Source organism: Clostridium cibarium (assembly GCF_014836335.1).
In the GTDB taxonomy this organism is placed as follows: Bacteria; Bacillota; Clostridia; order Clostridiales; family Clostridiaceae; genus Clostridium; species Clostridium cibarium.
In genome coordinates this window covers 53,243-66,867 of record NZ_JACSRA010000027.1, presented here as the reverse complement: position 1 = coordinate 66,867, position 13,625 = coordinate 53,243, and the positions used below count along the sequence as shown (strand labels likewise).

General features: G+C 33.6%; 23 protein-coding genes. All 23 read right to left on the bottom strand.

The window, feature by feature from the left end; genetic code table 11:
- Nucleotides 1-120: 120 nt before the first annotated feature.
- Nucleotides 121-513: a 30S ribosomal protein S9 gene (gene rpsI / locus H9661_RS15415; RefSeq protein WP_143316977.1), complete on the bottom strand. Its 393-nt coding sequence runs from the start codon at nt 511-513 to the stop codon at nt 121-123.
- A gap of 26 nt (nt 514-539) precedes the next feature.
- Entirely contained in the window at nt 540-974 is a 435-nt protein-coding gene (gene rplM, locus H9661_RS15410) for a 50S ribosomal protein L13 (protein WP_143316976.1), read from the bottom strand.
- A gap of 165 nt (nt 975-1,139) precedes the next feature.
- Nucleotides 1,140-1,874 carry a tRNA pseudouridine(38-40) synthase TruA gene (truA, locus tag H9661_RS15405; RefSeq protein WP_143316975.1) on the bottom strand — a complete coding sequence of 245 codons (735 nt, stop codon included), beginning with the start codon at nt 1,872-1,874 and terminating at the stop codon, nt 1,140-1,142.
- Between the two features lie 12 nt (nt 1,875-1,886).
- Complete coding sequence (locus H9661_RS15400) at nt 1,887-2,690, bottom strand: energy-coupling factor transporter transmembrane component T family protein (protein ID WP_143316974.1); 804 nt, start codon at nt 2,688-2,690, stop codon at nt 1,887-1,889.
- Between the two features lie 12 nt (nt 2,691-2,702).
- Nucleotides 2,703-3,563, bottom strand: coding sequence for an energy-coupling factor transporter ATPase (locus H9661_RS15395; RefSeq protein ID WP_143316973.1), 861 nt, complete (start codon nt 3,561-3,563; stop codon nt 2,703-2,705).
- Nucleotides 3,548-4,399, bottom strand: a complete 852-nt coding sequence (locus H9661_RS15390; RefSeq protein ID WP_143316972.1) for an energy-coupling factor transporter ATPase — start codon at nt 4,397-4,399, stop codon at nt 3,548-3,550. Before H9661_RS15390 ends, H9661_RS15395 begins: the two co-directional genes overlap by 16 nt.
- Before the next feature lie 188 nt (nt 4,400-4,587).
- Nucleotides 4,588-4,929: a 50S ribosomal protein L17 gene (gene rplQ, locus H9661_RS15385; RefSeq protein WP_143316971.1), complete on the bottom strand. Its 342-nt coding sequence runs from the start codon at nt 4,927-4,929 to the stop codon at nt 4,588-4,590.
- Nucleotides 4,930-4,941: 12 nt separating this feature from the next.
- Entirely contained in the window at nt 4,942-5,889 is a 948-nt protein-coding gene (locus H9661_RS15380; protein ID WP_143316970.1) for a DNA-directed RNA polymerase subunit alpha, read from the bottom strand.
- A 97-nt stretch (nt 5,890-5,986) separates the two neighbouring features.
- On the bottom strand, nt 5,987-6,607 hold the full coding sequence (rpsD, locus tag H9661_RS15375; RefSeq protein ID WP_143316969.1) for a 30S ribosomal protein S4: 621 nt from the start codon (nt 6,605-6,607) through the stop codon (nt 5,987-5,989).
- Nucleotides 6,608-6,634: 27 nt separating this feature from the next.
- Entirely contained in the window at nt 6,635-7,030 is a 396-nt protein-coding gene (gene rpsK / locus H9661_RS15370) for a 30S ribosomal protein S11 (protein ID WP_143316968.1), read from the bottom strand.
- 15 nt (nt 7,031-7,045) lie between these two features.
- Complete coding sequence (gene rpsM / locus H9661_RS15365; protein ID WP_143316967.1) at nt 7,046-7,414, bottom strand: 30S ribosomal protein S13; 369 nt, start codon at nt 7,412-7,414, stop codon at nt 7,046-7,048.
- Between the two features lie 214 nt (nt 7,415-7,628).
- Nucleotides 7,629-7,742 (bottom strand): 50S ribosomal protein L36, encoded by a 114-nt coding sequence (gene rpmJ / locus H9661_RS15360; protein ID WP_039312872.1) that lies wholly within the window; start codon nt 7,740-7,742, stop codon nt 7,629-7,631.
- Nucleotides 7,743-7,785: 43 nt separating this feature from the next.
- Entirely contained in the window at nt 7,786-8,004 is a 219-nt protein-coding gene (gene infA, locus H9661_RS15355; RefSeq protein ID WP_143316966.1) for a translation initiation factor IF-1, read from the bottom strand.
- A 7-nt stretch (nt 8,005-8,011) separates the two neighbouring features.
- Nucleotides 8,012-8,293: a KOW domain-containing RNA-binding protein gene (locus tag H9661_RS15350; RefSeq protein ID WP_143316965.1), complete on the bottom strand. Its 282-nt coding sequence runs from the start codon at nt 8,291-8,293 to the stop codon at nt 8,012-8,014.
- Nucleotides 8,294-8,364: 71 nt separating this feature from the next.
- Entirely contained in the window at nt 8,365-9,114 is a 750-nt protein-coding gene (gene map, locus H9661_RS15345; protein WP_143316964.1) for a type I methionyl aminopeptidase, read from the bottom strand.
- Nucleotides 9,114-9,761, bottom strand: coding sequence for an adenylate kinase (locus tag H9661_RS15340; protein ID WP_143316963.1), 648 nt, complete (start codon nt 9,759-9,761; stop codon nt 9,114-9,116). The genes map and H9661_RS15340 overlap by 1 nt, the downstream gene beginning before the upstream one ends.
- Nucleotides 9,762-9,784: 23 nt before the next feature.
- Nucleotides 9,785-11,059, bottom strand: a complete 1,275-nt coding sequence (secY, locus tag H9661_RS15335) for a preprotein translocase subunit SecY (protein WP_143316962.1) — start codon at nt 11,057-11,059, stop codon at nt 9,785-9,787.
- Nucleotide 11,060: 1 nt separating this feature from the next.
- A complete protein-coding gene (gene rplO / locus H9661_RS15330; RefSeq protein WP_143316961.1) occupies nt 11,061-11,501 on the bottom strand; it encodes a 50S ribosomal protein L15 in 441 nt (146 codons plus the stop codon).
- Nucleotides 11,502-11,522: 21 nt separating this feature from the next.
- On the bottom strand, nt 11,523-11,702 hold the full coding sequence (gene rpmD, locus H9661_RS15325) for a 50S ribosomal protein L30 (RefSeq protein WP_143316960.1): 180 nt from the start codon (nt 11,700-11,702) through the stop codon (nt 11,523-11,525).
- A 13-nt stretch (nt 11,703-11,715) separates the two neighbouring features.
- Complete coding sequence (gene rpsE, locus H9661_RS15320) at nt 11,716-12,213, bottom strand: 30S ribosomal protein S5 (RefSeq protein ID WP_143316959.1); 498 nt, start codon at nt 12,211-12,213, stop codon at nt 11,716-11,718.
- A gap of 19 nt (nt 12,214-12,232) precedes the next feature.
- The gene (gene rplR / locus H9661_RS15315) at nt 12,233-12,592 is read right to left on the bottom strand and encodes a 50S ribosomal protein L18 (protein WP_143316958.1); all 360 of its coding nucleotides are present in this window, start codon (nt 12,590-12,592) and stop codon (nt 12,233-12,235) included.
- A gap of 18 nt (nt 12,593-12,610) precedes the next feature.
- Nucleotides 12,611-13,153, bottom strand: a complete 543-nt coding sequence (gene rplF / locus H9661_RS15310) for a 50S ribosomal protein L6 (RefSeq protein ID WP_143316957.1) — start codon at nt 13,151-13,153, stop codon at nt 12,611-12,613.
- Nucleotides 13,154-13,214: 61 nt separating this feature from the next.
- A complete protein-coding gene (rpsH, locus tag H9661_RS15305) occupies nt 13,215-13,613 on the bottom strand; it encodes a 30S ribosomal protein S8 (protein ID WP_143316956.1) in 399 nt (132 codons plus the stop codon).
- Nucleotides 13,614-13,625 lie beyond the last annotated feature (12 nt).

The window sequence follows — 13,625 nt, the reverse complement described above, 5'->3', positions numbered from 1 at the left end:
TAATGGTTGGCACTATCAACCCCCATATCGGACTTTCACCGACTAGTACGTGCCCATGCTGGGCACACATAAAAAAAGCCCACAAACACTGAGTTTGTGGGCTTTGCATAACTCCGAAAACTATCTCTTTGAGAATTGAGGAGCTCTTCTTGCTTTCTTAAGACCGTATTTCTTTCTTTCCTTCATTCTTGGATCTCTAGTTAAGAAACCTGCCTTTTTTAATTCTGGTTTTAAAGCTTCGTCAGCTTTAACTAATGCTCTAGTTATTCCGTGTCTGATAGCTCCAGCTTGACCTGTGAAACCACCACCATGTACGTTAACTAAAACGTCAAACTTATCCTTAGTTCCTGTTAAAACTAATGGTTGGTTTACTATCATTCTTAAAGTTTCTAAACCAAAAAAGTTTTCTATATCTCTCTTATTTATAACAACCTTACCACTTCCTGGTACAAGTCTTACTCTTGCAACTGATTTTTTTCTTCTTCCAGTTCCCATGTATTGAACTTTTGCCATTTTCTATTCCTCCTCCCGAGCTGATATTAGTACTTTAACTCAAGCACTTCTGGTTTTTGAGCTTCATGATTGTGGTCAGCTCCTCTGTTAACTTTTAGCTTCTTAAGCATTTGTCTTCCTAAAACACCTGTTGGAAGCATTCTTCTAACAGCTTCTTCGAAAGCTAATTCTGGCTTCTTAGCTAAAACTTCTCTATAAGGAGTTTCCTTTAATCCGCCAACATAACCACTGTATTTTCTGAAAAACTTTTGATCTAACTTCTTACCAGTTAAAACAACTTTTTCTGCATTGATTACTATAACGAAATCTCCACAGTCAACATTTGGTGTAAATGTTGGCTTATTTTTACCTCTTAATATTGAAGCAACTTGGCTAGCTACTCTTCCTAGTGGCTTACCAGCAGCATCTACAACATACCATTTTCTTTCAACGTCTTGTGCTTTTGCAATGTATGATTTCATCTATTTCCCTCCCTGAACTTACATCTTGCTTTACTTCTTTGAAGTATTGCTTTTATGTCAAGACCCGGGGCTAGTGGATCTTTTACACATAAATATTTCTAACAAACAAACTTATTATAATACACGCTTACGGGCGTGTCAACATTTTTTCTTGTTTTTTTGCTATTAATAAAAAACTTTTTCTAAAATTAACCCATTTGGCTTAACACATGGCCCTGCCTTACTTCTATCTTTAGATTCAATTATACTTTTAATATCATCGACCCTAATCTTACCTTTGCCAACTTCTATTAACGTACCAACTATTATTCTAACCATATTATACAAAAATCCATCTGCTGATACATATATTTCTATTTTTTCATCATTTTGGGTTAAATGTAATTTAGAAATTGTCCTTATAGATGTTTTAACTGAACTTCCACTACTTTTAAATGCCGAAAAATCATGCCTACCTATAAAAAAATCACAAGCTTTTTCCATACTCTTTATATCAAGCTTATCTCTAACTTGATAAGCATAATCTTTTCCTATAGCAAGCTTCTCATATCTGTTAATTATAGTATAACTATAAGTTTTGCCTTTGCAGCTATACCTTGAATGAAATTGAAGAGCAACTTCCTCTGACTTTATTATAGCTATATCATCTGGTAAATTCCTATTAACAGCCTCTCTAAACTTTTCAGGTGGGATACTACTACTAGTTTTAAAATTGGCAACCATGCCTCTAGCATGTACTCCAGCATCAGTTCTTGAACAACCAATTAATTCAATAACTTCTCCTGTAGATTTACTTAATGCTTTCTCAATAGTTTCTTGTATTGTTTTACTATTATTTTGTTTTTGCCATCCACCGTATTTTGTACCATCATATTCGATTATTAACTTTATGTTCTTCATAACACCTATACCCTATAGCATAAATCTAACTAAAAAACTGCCTATAAATAAAGTCAGAAATATTGCATATGCTATTATATCATTAATAGAATACTTTAATTCCTTCATTCTAGTTCTTCCAGACCCACCTCTATAGCATCTAGCTTCCATAGCCATAGCTAATTCATCTGCTCTTCTGAAAGAGCTTATAAAAAGTGGTACCAATAACGGAATTAAACTTTTTGCCTTTTGTATTATATTACCTGTTTCAAAATCTGCACCTCTTGCTTTTTGCGCTTTCATTATCTTATCTGTTTCTTCCATTAAAGTAGGAATAAATCTTAATGCTATCGTCATCATCATAGCTAGCTCATGAGCTAATACCTTTCCAATAGGTCTTAACAATCTTTCTATTCCATCGGTAAGTTCAATTGGAGATGTAGTTAATGTTAACAAAGAAGTTCCTATAATTAAAAAAACTAGTCTCAATGCCATAAAGCCAGCTGTCATTAAGCCTTCTTTATAAACTTTTATAAAACCTATCTGAGTTATTAAGGTTTCATCAGTACCTTTTATCATAAAAATATTTAATATACCTGTTATTATTATAAGAAATAAAATTGGTTTCAATCCTTTAAATATATAGCTTAGTGGTATCCTTGCATTTATTATTACAGCCGCTAAAAAAGCCACTACCAATATATATCCTACGAATTTATTAATGACAAATAATGAAGCAATAAATAGCAGGGATATGATTATCTTAGTTCTTGGATCAAGTTTATGAATAAATGATTCCCCTGGTAAATATTGACCTATAGTTATATCTTTTAGCATTCATACCCCTCCCTATTGCTTATCTTTTAATAATATTTTAAGTAATTCTTCTCGCGCTTTTTCTATTGTATAAGCATTTTGAGAAACATTAAACCCCTTTTCTTTAAGGGCTCTCATTAAATATGTAACCTGCGGAACCCCTAATCCTATTTTTTCTAATGTCTCAACTTCGCTAAAAACTTCTTCAGGTTTTCCCTTAAGTGCTACTTTTCCATGATCCATTACAATAACATTCTTTGCAATTTTAGCAACATCCTCCATACTATGACTTACTAAAATTATAGTCATCCCATAATCTTTATGTAGCTTTTGAATCTGTCCTAAAATATCATCTCTTCCCTTTGGATCTAATCCTGCCGTTGGTTCATCCAATATTAATATTTTAGGTTCCATGGCAATAACCCCTGCAATAGCCACTCTTCTTTTTTGTCCTCCACTAAGATCAAAAGGTGATTTATCCTTATAAGTTTCATAATCCAAGCCCACCTTCTCCATTGAATTTCGAACTCTAATATTAATTTCTTCTTCTGAAAGTCCTAAATTTCTTGGTCCAAACGCTATATCTTTTTCAATACTCTCTTCAAATAATTGATATTCTGAATATTGAAATACTAAACCTACCTTTTTTCTTATATCCGTTAACTTTACACCTTTTTTAGTAATATCTATTCCATCTATTATTATCTTTCCACTCGTAGCTTCTAGCAAGCCATTCATATGCTGTATAAGAGTAGATTTTCCTGACCCAGTATGCCCAATGAGTGCTAAAAAATCTCCATCCTCTATATCTATATTAACATTATCTAATGCCACCTTTTCAAATGGTCCATTTTGCATATATATATGAGTTAAATTCTCTATTTTAATTGACATAATACATCCACCATTTCATCAACATTTAATATTTCAGTACTAATATTAATACCTGACTTTTCTAGTTCATAAGCTAATTCTGTAACTTGCGGAACATCTAGCCCAATTTTCTTCATAGTTTCAACTTTAGAAAATACTTTCCTTGGGGTACCTTCAATTATAATTTTACCATCATCTACAACGACAATTCTGTCAGCTTCAGCAGCCTCATCCATATAATGTGTTATAAGAACTATAGTCATTCCATACTTCTTATTTAATTCCTTAATATTTTTCATAACATCTCTTCTACCACTTGGATCTAGCATAGCAGTTGGTTCATCAAAAACCACACAGTCAGGCTTCATCGCTAAAACCCCAGCAATTGCTATTCTTTGTTTTTGTCCTCCAGATAAAAGATGTGGTGCATGTCTCTTATATTCAGACATCCCTACCCTTTCTAAGCTTTCATCTACACGCCTTCTAATTTCTTTAGGCTCTATTCCCAAATTTTCTGGACCAAAAGCCACATCCTCTTCAACTATAGTTGCTACCAACTGATTATCTGGATTTTGAAACACCATTCCTGCCTTACTTCTGATTTTCCAAAGATTATTTGAATCTAAAGTATCTAATCCAGCTACCATTACTTTCCCTTCAGTCGGTAAAAGTAATGCATTAATATGTTTTGCTAATGTAGATTTTCCTGAACCATTATGTCCTAATATTACAAGAAATTCTCCCTTTCGAACTTCTAAGTCTATCCCTTTTATTGCATATCTTTCTATTTCTTTTTCTTCTTCTATCGAAGTATATTTATATGTTATACCTTGAAACTCTATCATATTTTCAATCATAGCTATTTCCTCCGTGTTAAAACCTTCCATACATTATACAAAAGAATAATATAGTGAACTTTATAATATAATTATATACTAAAATTCTTCTTTAGTAATTATTTTCTAAATCTTCTTCTCTATAATATATAGATTAATAATTTTATATTATAAAATGGGGATTAAGTCTATACTTAATCCCCTAATTATTATACTAATTCAAGTATAACTACTTCAGCTCCGTCCCCTCTTCTAGGACCCTTCTTATACATTCTTGTATATCCACCGTTTCTTTCAACGTATTGTGGAGCTATATTTTCAAAAAGATTCTTAACAACTGCTTCTTCTTGAACAAAAGATAAAACTTGTCTTCTAGCATGAAGATCACCTCTCTTAGCAAGAGTAATCATCTTTTCTGCAAGGCTTCTAGTTTCCTTAGCTCTAGTTTCAGTTGTTTCTATTTTTCCATACTTTAAGAAGCTTGTAACAAGCCCTCTAAGCATCGCTCTTCTTTGGTCAGTAGGACGACCTAACTTACGATAACCTGCCATGGATTTACCTCCTTACTCGTCGTTTAGTTTTAAACCTAAACCTAATTCTTTAAGTTTATGTTCAACTTCTTCTAAGGACTTCTTTCCTAGATTTCGAACTTTCATCATATCATCCATAGATCTTGTTGCAAGTTCCTGAACAGTATTGATACCAGCTCTCTTTAAACAGTTATATGATCTAACTGATAAATCAAGTTCTTCTACAGTCATTTCTAGGACTTTTTCCTTCTTATCTTCTTCTTTTTCTATCATTATTTCAACATCATTTGTATTATCTGTCAATGACATAAATAATTTAAAGTGTTCTATAAGAATCTTAGCTGATAAACTTATCGCTTCATCGATTTTTATAGTACCATTAGTCCATATTTCTAAAGTTAACTTATCATAATCAGTGATTTGACCAACTCTTGTATTTTCTACAGTAAAGTTAACTCTTTTTACTGGTGTGTATATTGAGTCCACAGCTATTGCAGAAATTGGTAACTCTTCACTCTTATTTTTATTCTGAGTAACGTATCCTCTTCCCTTATTAACTGTTAATTCCATATAAAGTCTTCCATCGTTATCTAAAGTTGCAATATGTAAATCTTTATTTACAACTTCAACATCTCCGTCACTCTTTATATCTGCGCCTGTAACAACGCCAGGACCCTTTGCATCTATATAGATGGTCTTTGAACCTTCACCATTCATTCTTAAAGCTAAGGCTTTGATATTAAGAATTAATTCAGTAACATCTTCCTTAACCCCTTGTACAGTAGAGAATTCATGAAGTACTCCATCGATTTTTACAGATGTAGTTGCAGCACCTGGTAAAGAAGATAATAAAATTCTTCTAAGCGCATTACCTAAAGTAATTCCATAACCTCTTTCCAAAGGTTCAACCACATACTTACCGTAAGTACCATCCTCATTCGCTTCTACACATTCGATTATTGGCTTTTCTATTTCTAACATACACAAACCCTCCTTATTTTTAAAATGGCAACCTTTTGAGGGCAACTGATTCCATATTTGCTGTAAAAGTTAATTCTACAAAACAAATATTAATAAATTACTTGCTGTATAACTCAACGATAAGAGTTTCATTAACTGGAACGTCAATATCTTCTCTTGCTGGTTCAGCAACTACTTTGCCTTCGTAGTTTTCAAGATTTGCTTCTAACCACTTTGGTAATGTCTTTGGGTTTTCAGCAAAAGTCTTAAATCTCTCGCTTGCTCTGCTCTTTTCACATACAGAGATAACGTCGTTAACAGAAACTTTGTATGAAGCAATGTCAACTTTTTTACCATTTACTAAGAAATGTCCATGAGTTACTAATTGTCTAGCTTCACTTCTTGACGCACCGAACCCTAATCTAAATGCTACATTGTCAAGTCTTAATTCTAGTAACTTTAATAGGTTTTCACCAGTAATACCTTTAATGTGCTCAGCTTTTTCATAATAATTTCTGAATTGGCTTTCTAACACACCGTATATTCTCTTCGCTTTTTGCTTCTCTCTTAATTGAACACCATAGTTTGAAACTTTCTTCTTGTTAGCTCCATGTTGCCCTGGTGCATAGCTTCTTCTAGCAAAAGCACATTTATCTGTATAACATCTATCTCCCTTAAGGAATAGTTTCATACCTTCTCTTCTACATAATCTACATGTAGCTCCAGTATATTTTGCCATTAAATTACACCTCCTGTGATGGTTGTACTAGACTCTTCTTCTTTTTGGTGGTCTACATCCATTGTGTGGGATTGGAGTAACATCTTTAATTAAAGTTACTTCTAATCCTGCCGCTTGTAGGGATCTTATAGCTGCTTCTCTACCTGCTCCTGGTCCCTTTACATATACTTCAATGCTCTTTAATCCATGTTCCATTGCTGCCTTAGCTGCTGTTTCAGCTGCCATTTGTGCTGCAAAAGGAGTACTTTTTCTTGATCCTCTAAAACCAAGAGCTCCTGCACTTGACCATGATAATGCATTACCTACTGCATCTGTTAAAGTAACTATTGAGTTATTGAAAGTTGACTTGATGTGTGCAGCACCATGCTCAACATTTTTTCTTTCTTTTCTTCTTCTAGTCTTTTTAACCTTTTGAGCTGCCATTATCTTCCCTCCTTACTACTTCTTCTTGTTTGCGATAGTCTTCTTAGGACCTTTTCTTGTTCTCGCATTAGTTTTAGTTTTTTGTCCTCTAACTGGAAGACCTTTTCTATGTCTAATTCCTCTATAGCATCCTATTTCTTGTAATCTCTTTATGTTTAAAGCAACATCTCTTCTTAAGTCACCTTCTACATTTAAGTTCTTGTTGATATAGGTTCTGATTTCATTAACTTCATCTTCTGTAAGATCTTTAACTCTTGCATCTGGACTTACTCCAGTAGCAGCTAATATCTTTTGAGAAGTAGCTAATCCAATTCCAAATATATATGTTAAACCTATTTCAACTCTTTTTTCTCTTGGTAGGTCAATACCTGCTATTCTTGCCATTAAAATTTACACCTCCTGGTAATTAAAATGCCTTAAAAAGTTGATTTTATAGTATATAATAAAATTTTAGGCATTAGAGAGATACCTCTCTAAGTCAGCCGCCCTAAAACCTAATTATTAAATTAATGCCTATATAATCATATTTGACTTTACTTAAAAAGTCAATAAATTTTAAATGCCTTATCTGTATTTTTTGTCTAATATTATTTATTAATTAGCCTTGTTTTTGCTTGTGCTTAGGATTTTCACAGATTACCATTACTCTTCCTTTTCTTCTTATAACTTTGCACTTTTCGCAAATAGGCTTAACTGATGGTCTTACTTTCATAGCTAACCCTCCTTGTATTAGTCCTGATAGAATTTTTACTATCTTATTTTGCTCTCCATGTAATTCTACCTCTAGTTAAATCGTATGGAGAAAGTTCTACTGTAACTTTATCTCCTGGCAGAATTCTTATGAAGTTCATTCTTAACTTTCCTGATATATGAGCTAGAATCGTATGCCCACTTTCAAGTTCAACTTGAAACATGGCATTTGGTAAAGCCTCTAGGACTGTACCTTGCATTTCTATAACATCATCTTTTGACATAAGGTAATCAACCCTCCTTAACAATGCCTTTAAATTTTAGAAGTCTCTTAATTTTTAAATCAGTACTATTATCATTTGAAACGATCGCTAATTTGATTTCATCATCTACTGCATCTATGAAACTTAAATGTTTAAGTTTCTTTTTCTTAGGCTTATCTAATGTCTTTGTTACACCATTAGATAACAAAACATATTCATTATCTAATTTCCTAATTACAACATATAAATGATTTGTATCTCTTCCTGCTTTCGAAAGTACTACTTTTCCAATCAAGTCATTGTTTTGCAAATTATTCACCTCGATGATTACCTTAGTATAAACCACATATTTTATATGCGAATTTATAACTAAGCAACACTCTATTTATTTAGTGTTAATATTTCCGGTCCATCTGGTAAAATTGCAACAGTATTTTCATAATGTGCTGATAGGCTTTTATCACTTGTTACAACAGTCCATTTATCTTTTAAAGTTTTCACTCTAAAACCACCTGCATTTACCATAGGCTCTATTGCTAAAACCATTCCTTCTACAAGTTTAGGACCTCTACCTGGTTTACCGAAATTTGGTACGTCAGGATCTTCGTGAACATTTTTGCCTATCCCGTGTCCAACGAAATCTCTTACTACCGAGAAACCTGAACCTTCTACATAACGCTGTATTTCATTTGAAATATCTGTTAAATTATTGCCAACTTGAGCAAATTTAATTCCCTCAAAAAAGCAATCCCTCGTTACGTCTATTAATGCTTTTGCTTCATTTGATACCTTTCCTACTGGAAATGTTCTTGCAGCATCTCCATGGAATCCATTAAGGCAAGCTCCACAATCAATACTAACTATGTCGCCTTCCTTTAGAATATAGGCTCCTGGTATTCCATGAACTACTTGCTCATTAACAGATATACATAAGGACGAAGGGAAACCATATAATCCTTTAAAGGATGGTCTAGCTCCATGCTTAGTTATAAATTCTTCTGCAATTCTGTCTAATTCTGCAGTAGTTATACCAGGTTTAATTTTTTTCTCTACAAGTAGCAAAGTTTCAGCTACTATTTTACCAGCATCTCGCATTAGTTGTATTTCCTGATTATTTTTTATGATAATCATTATTTAACACTTCCTAATATATCACAAATGCTTTCAAACACTTCGTTAATAGCTTTTGTTCCTTCCACTACTGAAAGTAAGTTTTTCTCTTTATAGAAATCAATTAGTGGTTGTGTTTGTCTTTCATAAACATCAAGTCTTTCTTGTACAGTTTCTTCAGTATCGTCCTTTCTTTGAACAACCTCAGAACCGCAAAGCTCACATTTTCCTTCAACAGCTGGGTTGAATTTAACATGATAACTTGCTCCACATGAAGGACATACTCTTCTTCCTGTCATTCTTTCAAGTATAAAGTCTCTAGGAACTTCAATTAATAATGCTGTGTCTAGAGATTCATCTCTATCTTTTAAGAACCCTTGAAGTGATTCTGCTTGGCTAACCGTTCTTGGAAACCCATCTAATAGATATCCATTTTTACAATCATCTTGTTGAAGTCTATCCTTAACCATGTTAATTGTAACTTCATCAGGAACTAATTGCCCGTTATCTATATACTTCTTTGCCTCTATTCCAAGAGGAGTATTTTCAGAAATATTCTTTCTGAATATGTCCCCTGTTGAAATATGTGGTATTGAGTATCTATTACTAATTGATTTTGCCTGTGTTCCTTTGCCTGCTCCTGGAGGACCTAATAATATAATCTTCACGGGCATCATCTCCATTTTATAATCTATTTAAGAAATCCTTCATAATGACGCATAACCATTTGAGACTCAAGTCTTCTTGAGAAATCTAATGCTACACCTATTACTATTAATAGTGCAGTAGCGCCAAAGGACATATTTTTAAACTCAGTAAATTGATCTACCAATACAGGGATAACAGCTAAAATTGCCGCATACACCCCACCAATCATTGATATTTTCAAAATTACCCTTTCAAAAAAGTTTGTAGTTTGCTCTCCTGGTCTTATACCTGGTACAAATCCAGCAGATTTATTTAAGTTTTCTGCAATCTCTTCTGGCTTTAATGTTGCTTCATTATAGAACCAAGTAAAGAAAATAGTTAATAGAGCATATACTACTGGGTACATCCATGTACTTTTATTAAATATACTATAAGGACTTGATACTATCCAAATAGCCCAGTCTTTTTGTGGAAAGAAATTAGCTATAGCTTCTGGGAATCCCATAACAGACATTGCAAAAATTATTGCGATAACTGCTGCACTAATTATACTAAGTGGTATATTAGTTGATTGTCCCTTCATCACTTTATTACCAACTGCTTTTCCTGCATATTGTACTGGCACTCTTCTTTCAGCTAAACTGAAAAAAATTGATAGTCCTAAAAGTATAACAACACCAACTGCAAATAGTGCTAATTGTACAATGTTAACTGTTTCAGCTTGCTTAAGCTGATATATTCTTCCTGCAGTCATAGGTAATCTAGAAATGATATTAACAAAAATCAAAATTGATGTTCCATTTCCAAATCCCTTTACTGTTATCTGATCTCCTAACCATATACAAAATGTTGAACCAACTACTAAAGAAATTAACACAACTATATATTGGAATGTGTTTAATCCGGCTGTTCCACCTTTTTGAGATAGAGAAGCCATAATTCCAAAAGCCAAAAATACTGCTATTACTATTGATAAATAACGAGTAGCTTTTTGTATTTTTTTCTTACCTTCTTCGCCCTCTTTTTGAAGTTGCTCTAAAGAAGGTATTCCTATTGTAAGTAATTGCATTATAATTGATGCATTAATATATGGCATTACACCTAGTGCTAATATACTGAAACTACTAAAAGCACCTCCAGATATTAGATCATAGAATCCAAATAATCCAGACTGAGTCATTTGCTTTAAAAAACTAGAATCAACACCCGAAACAGGAATGTGCATTCCTATTCTGAATATTGCAATTAAGCCTATAGTCCAATAAAACTTTTTTCTCAAGTCAGGAACCTTCCAGGCATTACGTAGGGTTGATAGCATATTAAATCACCTCAACTTTTCCTCCAGCTGCTTCGATCTTCTCAACAGCAGACTTTGAAAGCTTACACCCTTTTATAGTTAAGCTTTTTTCTAAGTTTCCGTTTCCTAATATCTTAACTCCATCCATAACTTTACTTACTACTCTTGTTTCAAGTAAAAGTTCTGGAGTTATTTCTGTCCCGTTTTCAAATATATTTAATCTATCTACGTTTATACTAACTATCTTCTTAGCAAATATATTTGTAAAACCTCTCTTTGGAAGTCTTCTATATAGAGGCATTTGACCTCCTTCAAATCCTGGTCTAACTCCACCGCCAGATCTAGCGTTTTGTCCTTTTTCACCCTTACCAGCATTTCTTCCTAATCCAGAACCAGTTCCTCTTCCAACTCTCTTAGGAGCCTTCTTACTACCAGTAGCTGGCTTTAATTCATGAAGTTTCATATTTAGTGCACCTCCTCTATATTATACTTCTTCTACTTTTAATAAGTAGTCTATCTTGTTAATCATACCTTGTATTTGAGGAGTTCCCTCATGTTCTACTGTTTTACCGATTTTCTTAAGTCCAAGGGCATTTGCAGTAGCGATATGGTTCTTTTTTCTACCTATTAAGCTCTTTACTAACGTAACTCTTAACTTTGCCATCGCAATATACCTCCTAACCTAATATCTCTTCAACAGATTTTCCTCTTAATCTAGCTATATCTTCAGCTGTTCTTAAGCTTGCTAATCCGTTTATTGTTGCGTTAACCATGTTTCTTGGATTGTTTGAACCTAATGACTTAGCTCTAACATCCTTTAATCCTGCTAATTCTAATACTGATCTTGCTGGACCTCCTGCAATAACTCCAGTACCTTCCTTAGCTGGCATTATAAGAACCTTACCAGTTCCAAAAGTTCCATATATCTCATGAGGAACTGTTGTTCCAACCATTGCAACTTCAACTAGGTTCTTCTTAGCATCTTCTATTCCTTTTCTAATTGCTACTGGTATTTCGATAGATTTACCCATTCCAACGCCAACATGACCGTTTTCGTCTCCGACAACTACAAGTGCACTGAATCTGAAGTTTCTACCACCCTTAACAACCTTAGTAACTCTGTTTATAAAAACAACCTTTTCTTTAAGGTCTAGTGTACTAGGATCGATTCTCATTTATTTCCCTCCTTATTTATTAGAACTTTAATCCTGCTTCTCTAGCAGCTTCAGCTAATTGTTGTACTCTTCCGTGATATATGTATCCACCTCTGTCAAATACAACTTCATTTATTCCCTTATCTAAAGCTTTCTTTGCAACTAACTCTCCTACAAGTTTAGCGCCTTCTTTGTTACCACCCTTAGCAGAAAAATCTTTTTCTACACTTGATGCAGCAGCTAAAGTTACAGCATTTATATCATCAATTATTTGTGCATATATATTTTTTTCACTTCTATATACTGAAAGTCTTGGTCTTTCAGGAGTACCGAAAACTTTCTTACGAACTCTAAGGTGACGTCTTTCTCTTTTTGCTTTTCTGTCAGCCTTTTTGAACATAAAGCTCACTCCTTTCTATTATTTCTTACCAGTTTTACCTTCTTTACGTCTGATATATTCGCCTTCAAACTTAATACCCTTACCTTTATATGGTTCTGGTTTTCTCCAACGTCTTACATCAGCAGCTTGTGCTCCAACGACTTGCTTATCGATACCCTTAATTACAACTTTTGTTGCAGCTGGAGTTTCGAAAGTAATTCCATCCATTGGTTCAACTTCAACTGGGTGTGAGAATCCAAGGTTCATTACAAGCTTCTTTCCTTGTAATTGAGCTCTATAACCAACACCAACTAGTTCTAAAGTTTTTTGATAACCTTCATTTGTTCCAATTACCATATTGTTAATAAGTGCTCTTGTTAATCCATGAAGAGCTCTGTGATTTTTATCATCACTTGGTCTAGTAACAACTACTTCGTTGTTTTCAACCGCTATATTAATGTCTTTGTGCATAGCTTTTACTAGCTCGCCCTTAGGGCCCTTAACTGTAACAACATTGTCAGCTGATACAGTAACAGTTACGCCAGCAGGTATAGCTATTGGTAATCTACCTACTCTTGACATAATTGCACCTCCTGTTGTTTTTTATACAAACATTTATTCTAATAAAATTTCTATAAAGATACTACCAAACGTAGCAAACTACTTCTCCGCCTAATCCCATCTTTCTAGCTTCTCTATCTACCATAATTCCTTTAGATGTTGATATTACAGCAATTCCTAATCCGTTAAGAACCTTAGGAGTCTCATCCTTCTTACAGTAAACTCTTAATCCTGGTTTAGATATTCTCTTTATACCAGTTATAACTCTTTCTTTATTTGAACCATACTTAAGAGAAATTCTTAACATTGGAACTACTCCATCGTTATATTCATCAATCTCTTTAATGTATCCTTCTTGTAATAATATATTTGCAACGGCCTTCTTTACATTTGAAGAAGGTACCTCTACTACTTCGTGTCTAACAGCATTTGCATTTCTTATACGTGTTAGCAAATCTGCTATAGGATCTGTCATAACCATTAATTGTGCCTC

Coding starts and splice junctions, on each gene's coding strand:
- rpsI (WP_143316977.1), bottom strand. CDS start 513: ATGGCAAAAGTTCAATACATGGGAACTGGAAGAAGAAAAAAATCAGTT.
- rplM (WP_143316976.1), bottom strand. CDS start 974: ATGAAATCATACATTGCAAAAGCACAAGACGTTGAAAGAAAATGGTAT.
- truA (WP_143316975.1), bottom strand. CDS start 1,874: ATGAAGAACATAAAGTTAATAATCGAATATGATGGTACAAAATACGGT.
- H9661_RS15400 (WP_143316974.1), bottom strand. CDS start 2,690: ATGCTAAAAGATATAACTATAGGTCAATATTTACCAGGGGAATCATTT.
- H9661_RS15395 (WP_143316973.1), bottom strand. CDS start 3,563: ATGTCAATTAAAATAGAGAATTTAACTCATATATATATGCAAAATGGA.
- H9661_RS15390 (WP_143316972.1), bottom strand. CDS start 4,399: ATGATTGAAAATATGATAGAGTTTCAAGGTATAACATATAAATATACT.
- rplQ (WP_143316971.1), bottom strand. CDS start 4,929: ATGGCAGGTTATCGTAAGTTAGGTCGTCCTACTGACCAAAGAAGAGCG.
- H9661_RS15380 (WP_143316970.1), bottom strand. CDS start 5,889: ATGTTAGAAATAGAAAAGCCAATAATCGAATGTGTAGAAGCGAATGAG.
- rpsD (WP_143316969.1), bottom strand. CDS start 6,607: ATGGCAAAATATACTGGAGCTACATGTAGATTATGTAGAAGAGAAGGT.
- rpsK (WP_143316968.1), bottom strand. CDS start 7,030: ATGGCAGCTCAAAAGGTTAAAAAGACTAGAAGAAGAAAAGAAAGAAAA.
- rpsM (WP_143316967.1), bottom strand. CDS start 7,414: ATGGCAAGAATAGCAGGTATTGACCTACCAAGAGAAAAAAGAGTTGAA.
- rpmJ (WP_039312872.1), bottom strand. CDS start 7,742: ATGAAAGTAAGACCATCAGTTAAGCCTATTTGCGAAAAGTGCAAAGTT.
- infA (WP_143316966.1), bottom strand. CDS start 8,004: ATGTCAAAAGATGATGTTATAGAAATGCAAGGTACAGTCCTAGAGGCT.
- map (WP_143316964.1), bottom strand. CDS start 9,114: ATGATTATCATAAAAAATAATCAGGAAATACAACTAATGCGAGATGCT.
- secY (WP_143316962.1), bottom strand. CDS start 11,059: ATGCTATCAACCCTACGTAATGCCTGGAAGGTTCCTGACTTGAGAAAA.
- rplO (WP_143316961.1), bottom strand. CDS start 11,501: ATGAAACTTCATGAATTAAAGCCAGCTACTGGTAGTAAGAAGGCTCCT.
- rpmD (WP_143316960.1), bottom strand. CDS start 11,702: ATGGCAAAGTTAAGAGTTACGTTAGTAAAGAGCTTAATAGGTAGAAAA.
- rpsE (WP_143316959.1), bottom strand. CDS start 12,213: ATGAGAATCGATCCTAGTACACTAGACCTTAAAGAAAAGGTTGTTTTT.
- rplR (WP_143316958.1), bottom strand. CDS start 12,592: ATGTTCAAAAAGGCTGACAGAAAAGCAAAAAGAGAAAGACGTCACCTT.
- rplF (WP_143316957.1), bottom strand. CDS start 13,153: ATGTCAAGAGTAGGTAGATTACCAATAGCTATACCTGCTGGCGTAACT.
- rpsH (WP_143316956.1), bottom strand. CDS start 13,613: ATGGTTATGACAGATCCTATAGCAGATTTGCTAACACGTATAAGAAAT.